The organism is Vibrio sp. 10N.261.45.E2 (assembly GCF_002875705.1).
Lineage (GTDB): Bacteria > Pseudomonadota > Gammaproteobacteria > Enterobacterales > Vibrionaceae > Vibrio.
Genome location: NZ_MCZZ01000153.1, coordinates 1 through 9,503 on the forward strand (window position 1 = coordinate 1; position 9,503 = coordinate 9,503).

Below are 9,503 nucleotides of genomic sequence, written 5' to 3' on the forward strand. Positions count from 1 at the left end.
AGCGAATGAAAAACCTGATTATACTCATAAACCTGCCACGCGCCCAATTGCAGCGTAGCTGCTATGTTCTTGTCGTGATGGTTTTAACATAGTGTCTTGTTGTTTTTTATTAATTTAGAAACTTTGGAAATCGTGTGTCTGGAGCAACCTATAAGCGTTTCAATCTGGCTGTAGCTTTTGCCTTCTCGAAGTAGGCCTTCTATCTTTTGGTGCAATTTGACATTAACCGGTCGACCTTTGTATTTCCCTTCTTTTTTCGCTCTTTGTACGCCTTGCGCTTGGCGTCGACGTCTATCTTCATAATCTTTTCTTGCGACAGCGGCCAGCATATCGAGCATCATGCTGTTGAGTGCTGCAAGCATCCGTTCTGTAAACTCATCGGTGGTCTTCATGAATTGATGACTCGTCGGTAGGTCTAATGCCACCACCTTTAGCCCTTTATTGGCGATGATGTTTTTCAGTTGCTCCCAATCTTTGGTGTTCAAACGACTAATTCGGTCTACCTGCTCAACTAGGATGATATCACCGGCCATGGCGACATCGAGTAGTCGAAATAACTCAGGACGATGTAATTGAGCGCCAGATTCATTTTCTTCAAACCAGCACGCGATCGGGAACCCCATTTTGTCTGCAAAGTCAATAAGGTCATTTTTTGCTCGTGAAGCATCTTGCTCGTCGGTCGATGCTCTTAGGTAACCATAAATTCGTATATTGCTGTTCATTGGTGCATTTTACATTGGTTTAGTTAAGTTGGTGCATTATACATCTATTTTTGCTATTTACAGCACTAAAATAACCTAGTGCATTAAAGGTGTGCCTAAAATAAACCACCATCAAATGGATTGACAATACTCACTTATGCTTACACTGTTAATTTAAACAGTATTGTGGTGTGGTTGAATATGAGGTAAGCGAAAATGCGTGTTGAAATGATGGTCGATGCAAAAGTATTACCGAAAGGCGGTCTAGGAAAAATAACCGAGGAACTAGAGCGTCGTTTAAAGCCGCTTTATCCTGACGCTCGAATACGAGTCCGTAAAGGGACGAATAATAACTTAGAAGTGTATTCCAGAGATAAAGATGAGAAGAAGAGAGTGAATAAGGTGATCGAGCAAGCGTTCAATGAAGCTGATGAGTGGCTTCTCGTATGATGAATGAAGAGGGCATAGGTTTGATATTCATAGCCTCACTAAAATTATCAATATTCCAGTGAGGCTGCAAAGCGTTATGGATTCAACACTTCTTTCAGTTTTTTACCAGCTTTAAATGTTGGGCTTTGTGACGCCGCAATTTGAATGACTTCACCGGTCTTCGGGTTACGGCCTTCACGCGCAGCACGGTGGGTTATTTTGAACGTACCAAAATCAACCAAAGTCACGTCATCACCATCAGCCAGTGTCGTGGTGATGCCTTCGATGATGGCTTTCAGTGCGGCATCGGCTTCTTTTTTGGTTATATCGACTTCTTCTGCGATATGATCCACTAATTCTTTACGGTTCATCTCTTTTCCTTGTTCTAGAGTTGGTTTTTCTTCTTCATCCCACTTGCCAGTCGCATAGCGAAAGGCGAGGGGTTTATCGACAACGTCGCTAATTTCTATTTTAAACGTATTTTCCGTCGCGTGTGTAGTGGCACTGGCTTTTGCAGTGGCTAAAGATCGCATATACACCGTTTCGGACTTGAGTGTGTTTTTTTCTTTATCCAAGTAACGGATATTAAAGACCGCCATAGACCCTCATATATAATGGAAGTGACATAAAATATTACAGACCTTTGGATGCTTGGTTTGCTAATTGTTGACTAACGAAAGCTGCATGAAAGTCGGGGTCACGTTCTAGATCCATAGCTAATGTCATCACACTGAATGGATACATTGGTGAGTTTTCGCACCAGTGGATAAATAACGCAAATAATTCCCTAACATGGTCTGAAACCCCATCAATTGGTGTGTCTCCTTGTTGTTCAACAAAGCGCTTCAAAGCGGGAACAGCTTTATAGTCTTGATCAGCCAATGGAAGCGTCTTGAAAAATGAAATTAGGTCATCATCAATTTCCATCGGCTCTTCGAGAAAGTGTGGATGTCCAGACTGGGAGTGGAATGTATTTTTGTTTTTTTGAACTTTTGTCGCTTTTGCTTTTAACTTAGCTCTTTTTTTTCGCTTCTCAGGATTACCCATATGAGACCTTATCTTTGTTTCAATGACAGAAAAACATTATAACCCCATTTTTGAGTCATCTAGCCAGCCCATCACATTGTTTTATCTTGTGATATACTAAGTTTGTTGTAGTTGAATACTGACTGCACAGTATTAAGCACACGGGGTTAACCCCCCTTAAATGGCTTTCTGAAACGTGTCGCGGCTTCTTCTCTAGTAGAAAGGAGTGAAAGCATACTTAACTGCTCAGGCCTTGCGCCTGTTCATTCAACTGTTTGATTTTTACATCAATTCAATATGGCCACTGCGTCATTATACTGCTCTTATTTCTAAGGGCTAAATTCCACTTTGCGACAGCCTGTTGCAAGCAACATAACCTTACTTGATGCCCAGGTTCTGAGGGGGACCATTGCGTCAAATGACTTAACTTAAGGAGCGATTCTTTATCTTTAGCACTACCAGTCAGCGTGTAAGCTGGCGAGCCTAAATCATGCTTGAATGATTAATTCGTGAGAAATCACGTCGCCGCAAGGCGTAAACTTAAGAGGTACAAAGGGCATTCATTTGAAGCACAAATGAATGCCCTTTGTCGTTTTTGACAAGCTTGATATCAATGGTGAAAGTGGGGGTGTTGGAAACAAACGTTCTTGATTTGAAAGGCTTGTGGTAGAATTTGTGTGGGCGCTCTTGGCTTATTTACCATGAGTGACTGACTTTTATGTTTGCTTGTGGCAGATAAACAAAAGCCCCGTTATCCGGTTACTGTTGAAGCAGTAACTTTCATTTAACGAGGCCTAAGTGATGTCTATCAAGCTCATTGTAGAGCCTCTTTACTGTGGAGGCAACAAAAATGCCGAAAAATAAAACAGCACTCGCGGGACTTATTGTCCTGTGCTTTACGTTCTTGTGTAGCTTATGGCTAGTTCGAGACTCACTCTGTGAGGTTCGCTACCAGGATGGTGGCACAAGTTTTCTGGCTCAATTTGTTGTCTACGAAGCAGTAAGGTAGAGCTGGACAGGAGGGGGTAAAACCCCTCCTGATTCAGTTTTGTGAAGCATGGTCTAAGAGCGCCCTTATTTACCAAACGGATAAATATATCTTAACGTGATCTCTGGACGAAAATGTCCTAATTCCTGACTAACAATATGCAAGGCATCATCGTAAGACACGTCCAGTAGTTCATGATCCATTCTTCTTTGCGCATAAGAAAAACGTAATCCATGCGCGCCCAAAGACCACCCTAACGTTTTGTATGAAGCATGACTGAAAGCTTTTGAGAATCGGTTGCCTGCACATAAGTTATAACGCTGCTCGTAGCGGATCTTTCGATCGCTGCTAAATTGGGGTGTATCAAACCTTAATGTTTCAAGCTTATCGGCCAAATCTTGATGAATAAACACCTCCCTTACAAGGCCATTTTTCCCTGTTACTAAGTAGCAAACTCCTTCTCCTCGGTTATGAAATCGGTCTGTTCGCCATGCTCGATGCTTTGAAGCACTACCCTCATCATTGCGTCTGATGGTAAAAAGTTCTTCTGCACGTAAACCAGCGCTGTATGCAAGAAGAGTGGAAAACGCATGGTGAGGAGACATGTTTTGAATGATTTTATTGAGATCTGAGTCTAAGTAAGCTCGGTTCTTGTTGGCTAAATTCCCTTGCTGTTTGGCCCTGACCGAAGAGATAAATTCGGGATCAATTTTAGGTATTGTTAACCGTTTACCTTGTGAGTATTTATCAATAACACGCTGTAAACTGGACTTTATATTTGAAAGATGTTTATGACTGTAACCTAAATTACGACTATCTTGTAAATATTGCTGAGCCACATCAAAACTAATTTGTTTAATACGGTCAAGTCCTGTGTCTCTTAAGACTTTTGTGATGATTCTTATATTTTCATTCATAGTGCGAACACCATGAATGAGAGTGGATTGTTTTGTCTTTTTATGTCCTAGACCTAAGTAATGGAAATTAAAAAATTGATTACTTTGTTTTTGAATCTTTTTCTCTCTTTTTACTGCTTTCATATTGATTATCCCAAAAACTAATGCGCTTGTGTAACCCGCTGATTGAAATAACTATATTATGATAGATTTCCAACCATTGTTGAATCTGATACAAACTCGCGTTGATTTCATTATGTAATGTCATTATTTCTAGTCTATAAGGATCAAGTCTCGAAAACTGACGTCGTCTTCTTTTACTTTTATTATTGGGGAACATCAGTATAGATAGAGATAGTTCTTTTATTGTATTGTTGTCAATATGCCTCATGTCATTTATCTATCCATCTGTTGTTAATGCAATGAGCCAGTTGTGATATGGATATTTCAATATTTTTTTCTTTTTTTAGCCAACTCTGAATCTGATAATAATTTAACCTCTGCCTCAGAAATAGTATTTCTCTCTGGAGGTGATCAATTTTTGATCGCCTCGTTTTTTTAGATCGAGTTGATTGAGTTGATCATAAAGTTGTTGGGATAACGTCATATTTTTGCCTCATTTAAAAAGCGAGATTTTTACGGTTAAGCTTTCTACCGATAATCTAAGGTGAACAGATTTTTGGCTCAAAAACAAGTGGTATGTGCCCCCTCTGGGTCGATATCGAAGATCTCACCCAGAGGGGGACGGGGATAAAAACGGGGGATTTCGGTATTACGTTGAGGCAAGATGTAAATAAATGAGGCAGTAAGGAGAAATAACACGCATGAGGCAGTATCAAGGTGGAAAATGGAGCGAACGCGACAACCTTGTTGATGGAGCAATATATTGTTGACTGAGGCAGGAGGGGAAAGGGAAAGCAAAGGGGGGAGGCAAAAGAAATAAAGCGTTAAGCGATCAGTTCTGTGTATTGATACGTAATCAGTATAATAATAAATGATGTTTGGGCGTAACTTTAAATAGTGTAACAGAAATAATTAAAATAATCTCAATTAGAAATACTTTATTTTGACAATTCTAATTGAGATTTTCCTATTGCCTTTTTGATACTGTTTCTCGTGACTTTATTCAAAGGAGAAAAACAGATGGCAAAAGGTCTTTTTATTTTTGATGGCAATATTGGTATGACACCAGAATTGCGTTGGCAGCCGGCTAATGACCGTTCGAATGGTGAAGCTAGACCGTTATTAAAATTTAACGTCAAGTACGACCGTTTAATTAAAACACAAGATCCAGAGCGTCCTTATGAAGATAAGGGCGGGTTTTGGGTGGATATCAGTTATTGGGGACGTGACGCTGAGGCGTTAAGTAAGTTATTACAAAAAGGCATGCGCGTGCGTATTGAAGGCGAACTCCGCATCGACGTTTGGGAAGATAAAAATAACCCAGGTCAAATGACGTCAGGCATGGCATTAACGGCTTCGTTAATTACCATCATGGCGCAGCGTGTGGATGCGGTGTTATTAAAAAAGCCGCAACAATCAGGGGCGCATAATAACCCAGCCTCTCAATCTGAACTTTAAATAGGGAGTGATAGATGAGAGGAGTGAATTTATCTAACGCCATTGCCGCGCTCCGATTTCGAGTGCGCGCCCGCCGTAGTGGTGACGCCGACCAACGCGCTCAAGCGGAGCTCGGCGTGAAAGCGCAAGAGCCATTTTGTTCGCAAGTGCAGCAGGCTTTAATTGGCAACCGTGAAGGCATGACGCTCAGTAAGGTCACGCCAGGTTGGGTGAAGCAGCAACTCGCCAGCAAGGTGACGACATCATGATGGGTGATTTGTTATTGGGTCAGTGCTTTCTTTATCAAGAAGGCGCTCTAAAGGTGACGCGGTCACCTTGTTTGTGCGTAGGTTGGAGGTAAACCATGCGTGTGCTTTTATGTGAAAAACCGTCTCAAGGACGAGACATTGCCAAGGTACTTGGTTGTCATGAAAAAATCGAGGGGGCGCTGCGAGGACAAGGTGTGGTCGTGACCTGGGGATTTGGTCATATTTTGTCTCAAGCTGACCCGGAGCATTATGACTCCGCATTAAAAGCTTGGTCTTATGACACGCTCCCTATCGTGCCATCGACCTGGCAAATGGTCGTGCCACCCGATAAGAAAAAACAGTTCAATGTCATCAAGAAATTATTGGCCAGCGCGACAGAGGTGGTGATAGCCACCGATGCCGACCGTGAAGGGGAGGTGATTGCTCGTGAGATTTTAGAGTTTGTGGGTTACCAAGGCCAAGTCTCTCGACTTTGGCTCAGCGCCTTAGACGAAGCCAGCATTCGTAAAGGTCTGAATAATCTCAAACCCGGCAGTGAAACAGAATCGCTCTATTGGGCGGGGCTCGGTCGCAGTCAAGCCGACTGGTTGTTGGGTATGAACCTAACGCGGCTTTGCTCTCTAGTGGGACGGGAAGCCGGTTATCGCGGCGCTTTATCGGTGGGCCGTGTTCAAACGCCCACCTTACGGTTGGTGGTTGAGCGAGACTTGGCCATCGCTCACTTTGTCTCTAAACCGTTTTATGACGTCACCAGTGACACGGGCTTTTCGTCTAAATGGCAAGTGCCAGAGGCGCAGAGTGATGAATCAGGACGCTGTTTGTCTCGTGAGGTGGCTGAGTGTGTGGTTCGTGACTGTCAGGGACAAGTGGCGACAGTGACGGCATTTGATACCAAACGCCAAAAAGCCAAACACCCTGCGCTGTTTTTCTTGGGCTCTCTGCAGAAGGCCATGTCGGCTCAATTCGGTTACACCGCGCAGCAAGTGCTCGATACGGCGCAAGCCTTGTATGAAAAACACAAGCTGACCACCTATCCGAGAACCGATTGCGCGTTCTTGCCGGTGAGTCAGCAGGGCGAAGTGACTCAAATTTTGAGGACGCTGGGTCAGACTTCCGAGTTCGCATCGATGTGCCAGGGCGCGGACGGGGCAATAAGCAGCGCGTGTTGGAACGATAAAAAAGTGGCGCAAAGCTCGCACCACGCCATCATTCCCACCGCGAAAGCGCCGACGCTCAGCGGGCTCAGTGAGTGTGAAAAGCAGGTCTATCAAGCCATCGTGCAGCGTTACGTCGCTCAGTTCTATCCGCACGCCGAAGACGATGCCACTGTGATTGAATTGCAGTGTGGGGGGCACCGCTTTAAAACCTCCGGCAAAGTGGAGCGCGTTAAAGGCTGGCGGGTTGTCACTAAGGAAGAAAAAGAAGAGGGGAAAGGGAAGAGCGAAGAAAGCGCGTCTCAATCTCTGCCTTCCTTAACGGTCGGTCAGTCGCTGACGTTTTCCAAGGTCAATGTGGTGAGTAAGAAAACCACGCCGCCTTCTGCGTTTACCGAAGGGACGCTCCTCGATGCGATGGCCAATATTGCGCGCAGCGATAATATCCCCGCTCAGTTCAAAGCGATTTTGAAAGAGACGGCGGGGCTTGGCACGCAAGCGACGCGCGCGGCCATCATTGAGACGCTCAAAAAGCGCGGCTTTGTGGAAGCGAAAGGCAAAAAGCTCTTAAGTAGCGACGCTGGACGCGGTTTGATTCAGGCACTGCCCAATGAAGTGAGTAACCCGGTGATGACCGCGATTTGGGAGCAGTCATTAGAAAGTATTGCAAAACGAGAGATGAGCCTCGATGCCTTTATGCAAAACCAAGAAGGGTTTGTGCGAGCCATTGTCAGTAAGGTGAAGTCCGGTGACATCACCATCAACTTACCGAAAGTCGTAGAGCCCGAAGCGCCCTGCCCATTGTGTGGTAAAAAAATGCGCCTTCGCTCTGCAAAGAAACCGTTTTGGGCGTGTGAAGACCGCGAGCAATGTGGCCTTATTCTCGATAGCGTGCGTGGCAAGCCCGCCAAAAATCAAAAATGTGCCTGTGGCAAAGGCGTGTTGGTGCGCAAGTCTGGGAAAAACAAAGGCAGTTTTTACTGGAGCTGCAGCGCGTGGAAACAAGGCTGTCAGAAGCGTCATTTCGATGACAAAGGCAAATTAGGAAAGGAGATGGGCTCATGATAGTCGCCCGTTCGTTATCACCGGCTGAGCCCGACCTGATGGAAGGACGCACGTTGGCCTTGCTTCGTATTCTGAGCCTAGAGGGGGTGGAAGTGGTTCAGTACCACGCCCCCAAAGGCGGCTGGACGCACGATGCGCTGGAGTGTGTCGATTATTTCTCGGTGAGTCCAGACGGTTGGGACGCTTACCTCGGTGAGCAGTGGATTGGCTCTTCTGAGGTTTGAATTCAAGAAAGAGTTGAATAATGAGTCGGCTAGACGACACAAAAATTCAGCTTTAAGCGCTGAATGGGTGAGAGGGGTATGAGGCAATTTCTCACAGAAGGTCAGCTTGAGGCGTTGTTGTCAGTGTATTCAGAGCGGGACTTTCCTAACAGTACTCGGAAGGCGGTGCGCCTTCGTATTATTCATGGCCAGACCTACGAGTTGGCGGAGTTTATCACCGGCGTTTCGCGCCGCAATATCTATAACGGGGTGAAAAAATTGAAAGTCGCGCATGACGTTATGATGAAAATCTATGGAGGGGAAGGATGAGTTCGTCTATCGAGATGACGTTGCTTGAGTTCTTCAAGCGAGCCCGTCGCCCACTGTATTATAAATCTAAATTGAATCAGCTTCGTAATCATGAAGTCTTGTCACTGGGTGGGGTTCGCCAATCTATCGGTCAACGTCGTTTTGCGTATGGCCAAGCCTATATTAAGAAACTGACGAAAGGCCAGTATACCTTTGTTGGGCTATGGACGTTGCCCAGTAAACCTGAGCGTCAAGATTGCTGGATACAAGGCACCTTTACCCTAAGTAAAGGCGTGATGCGTTTTGAGTCAGACGTGACAATAGCGCATTTGCACGGCTTTTTTAAAGTCTGTCGTTATCTTGGGGTGCATAAGCGGGCTTGTGTCACGCGATATCACCGCGCTAGTGAGTCCTATAGACAGGCCCAGCGTCAATGGGATCAGCAATGGGAAGACTCGGAGGATGAATATACCACTCACCTTGAGCCAGAAGATTTTTCTTACACATTGTCAATAAAAATGGGGCCAGCCCCTTCTCGTTCAGATTTTGGTTGCTGGTTTCTTGCGCACGGGCACTCGCCGCTTTTTGATGGTGAAGTGATGGGCGCTCATTCTTTGGATCTGGACAGGGTGGACTTCGACACACGCGACCGCATGGTGACGTCTCCACGCAGCGCGTTAATTCAAAAAGGGGAGGCACTATGGGCACGTTAACGGCATTATCGCCGCCCCAAGTGTTACTGTCATCGACGATGGCTTCGCTTCACGGTATGGATGGTGAATGCGAGCCGGTGAAGGTACTGACATGGAAAACGCTCTACCGCTTTTTAAACGACCAACGTTGGCGGAGAATGGTTAAACGCGAGCAAGACGGGGCATTAGATACTGTAGTGGTCAAGTAAAA

At 45.1% G+C, this 9,503-nt stretch carries 11 protein-coding genes and 1 pseudogene; 8 read left to right on the forward strand and 4 right to left on the reverse strand.

Going from position 1 to position 9,503, the window contains the following annotated elements; translation table 11 throughout:
* Positions 1-83: 83 nt before the first annotated feature.
* A complete protein-coding gene (locus BCT34_RS21180) occupies positions 84-722 on the reverse strand; it encodes a recombinase family protein (RefSeq protein ID WP_102305866.1) in 639 nt (212 codons plus the stop codon).
* Positions 723-917: 195 nt separating this feature from the next.
* On the opposite strand from BCT34_RS21180, the gene BCT34_RS21185 reads away from it, so the two are divergent.
* Positions 918-1,151 (forward strand): DinI-like family protein, encoded by a 234-nt coding sequence (locus tag BCT34_RS21185; RefSeq protein WP_076651437.1) that lies wholly within the window; start codon positions 918-920, stop codon positions 1,149-1,151.
* Positions 1,152-1,225: 74 nt separating this feature from the next.
* On the opposite strand, the pseudogene BCT34_RS21190 reads toward BCT34_RS21185, so the two are convergent.
* Together BCT34_RS21190 and BCT34_RS21195 are read right to left on the reverse strand one after the other, a co-directional pair.
* Positions 1,226-1,522: pseudogene (locus BCT34_RS21190) on the reverse strand (HU family DNA-binding protein); the annotation flags it as partial.
* Positions 1,523-1,763: 241 nt separating this feature from the next.
* Positions 1,764-2,177, reverse strand: a complete 414-nt coding sequence (locus tag BCT34_RS21195; RefSeq protein ID WP_076651438.1) for a hypothetical protein — start codon at positions 2,175-2,177, stop codon at positions 1,764-1,766.
* Positions 2,178-3,006: 829 nt separating this feature from the next.
* Here BCT34_RS21195 and BCT34_RS21200 point away from each other — a divergent pair.
* Positions 3,007-3,165 (forward strand): Hok/Gef family protein, encoded by a 159-nt coding sequence (locus tag BCT34_RS21200; RefSeq protein WP_017110292.1) that lies wholly within the window; start codon positions 3,007-3,009, stop codon positions 3,163-3,165.
* Positions 3,166-3,230: 65 nt separating this feature from the next.
* Here BCT34_RS21200 and BCT34_RS21205 read toward each other — a convergent pair whose 3' ends face one another.
* The gene (locus tag BCT34_RS21205) at positions 3,231-4,184 is read right to left on the reverse strand and encodes a hypothetical protein (protein ID WP_076651439.1); all 954 of its coding nucleotides are present in this window, start codon (positions 4,182-4,184) and stop codon (positions 3,231-3,233) included.
* A 999-nt stretch (positions 4,185-5,183) separates the two neighbouring features.
* Between BCT34_RS21205 and BCT34_RS21210 the strand changes: the two genes are divergently transcribed.
* The 6 genes from BCT34_RS21210 to BCT34_RS21240 all read left to right on the forward strand — a co-directional run bounded on the left by BCT34_RS21210 (position 5,184) and on the right by BCT34_RS21240 (position 9,501).
* Positions 5,184-5,621: a single-stranded DNA-binding protein gene (locus BCT34_RS21210; protein ID WP_019821569.1), complete on the forward strand. Its 438-nt coding sequence runs from the start codon at positions 5,184-5,186 to the stop codon at positions 5,619-5,621.
* A 62-nt stretch (positions 5,622-5,683) separates the two neighbouring features.
* On the forward strand, positions 5,684-5,869 hold the full coding sequence (locus tag BCT34_RS21215) for a hypothetical protein (RefSeq protein ID WP_241902812.1): 186 nt from the start codon (positions 5,684-5,686) through the stop codon (positions 5,867-5,869).
* 95 nt (positions 5,870-5,964) lie between these two features.
* Entirely contained in the window at positions 5,965-8,088 is a 2,124-nt protein-coding gene (locus BCT34_RS21220; protein ID WP_076651441.1) for a DNA topoisomerase III, read from the forward strand.
* Positions 8,085-8,312 (forward strand): hypothetical protein, encoded by a 228-nt coding sequence (locus tag BCT34_RS21225; RefSeq protein ID WP_055318511.1) that lies wholly within the window; start codon positions 8,085-8,087, stop codon positions 8,310-8,312. Before BCT34_RS21220 ends, BCT34_RS21225 begins: the two co-directional genes overlap by 4 nt.
* A 305-nt stretch (positions 8,313-8,617) precedes the next feature.
* The gene (locus BCT34_RS21235) at positions 8,618-9,313 is read left to right on the forward strand and encodes a hypothetical protein (RefSeq protein ID WP_076651443.1); all 696 of its coding nucleotides are present in this window, start codon (positions 8,618-8,620) and stop codon (positions 9,311-9,313) included.
* The gene (locus tag BCT34_RS21240; protein WP_102300683.1) at positions 9,301-9,501 is read left to right on the forward strand and encodes a hypothetical protein; all 201 of its coding nucleotides are present in this window, start codon (positions 9,301-9,303) and stop codon (positions 9,499-9,501) included. Before BCT34_RS21235 ends, BCT34_RS21240 begins: the two co-directional genes overlap by 13 nt.
* The last annotated feature ends 2 nt before the right edge of the window (positions 9,502-9,503 follow it).

Bases quoted from the DNA above. Each gene is read 5' to 3' on its own strand.
- BCT34_RS21180 (WP_102305866.1), bottom strand. From the start codon at position 722: ATGAACAGCAATATACGAATTTATGGTTACCTAAGAGCATCGACCGAC.
- BCT34_RS21185 (WP_076651437.1), top strand. From the start codon at position 918: ATGCGTGTTGAAATGATGGTCGATGCAAAAGTATTACCGAAAGGCGGT.
- BCT34_RS21195 (WP_076651438.1), bottom strand. From the start codon at position 2,177: ATGGGTAATCCTGAGAAGCGAAAAAAAAGAGCTAAGTTAAAAGCAAAA.
- BCT34_RS21200 (WP_017110292.1), top strand. From the start codon at position 3,007: ATGCCGAAAAATAAAACAGCACTCGCGGGACTTATTGTCCTGTGCTTT.
- BCT34_RS21205 (WP_076651439.1), bottom strand. From the start codon at position 4,184: ATGAAAGCAGTAAAAAGAGAGAAAAAGATTCAAAAACAAAGTAATCAA.
- BCT34_RS21210 (WP_019821569.1), top strand. From the start codon at position 5,184: ATGGCAAAAGGTCTTTTTATTTTTGATGGCAATATTGGTATGACACCA.
- BCT34_RS21220 (WP_076651441.1), top strand. From the start codon at position 5,965: ATGCGTGTGCTTTTATGTGAAAAACCGTCTCAAGGACGAGACATTGCC.
- BCT34_RS21225 (WP_055318511.1), top strand. From the start codon at position 8,085: ATGATAGTCGCCCGTTCGTTATCACCGGCTGAGCCCGACCTGATGGAA.
- BCT34_RS21235 (WP_076651443.1), top strand. From the start codon at position 8,618: ATGAGTTCGTCTATCGAGATGACGTTGCTTGAGTTCTTCAAGCGAGCC.
- BCT34_RS21240 (WP_102300683.1), top strand. From the start codon at position 9,301: ATGGGCACGTTAACGGCATTATCGCCGCCCCAAGTGTTACTGTCATCG.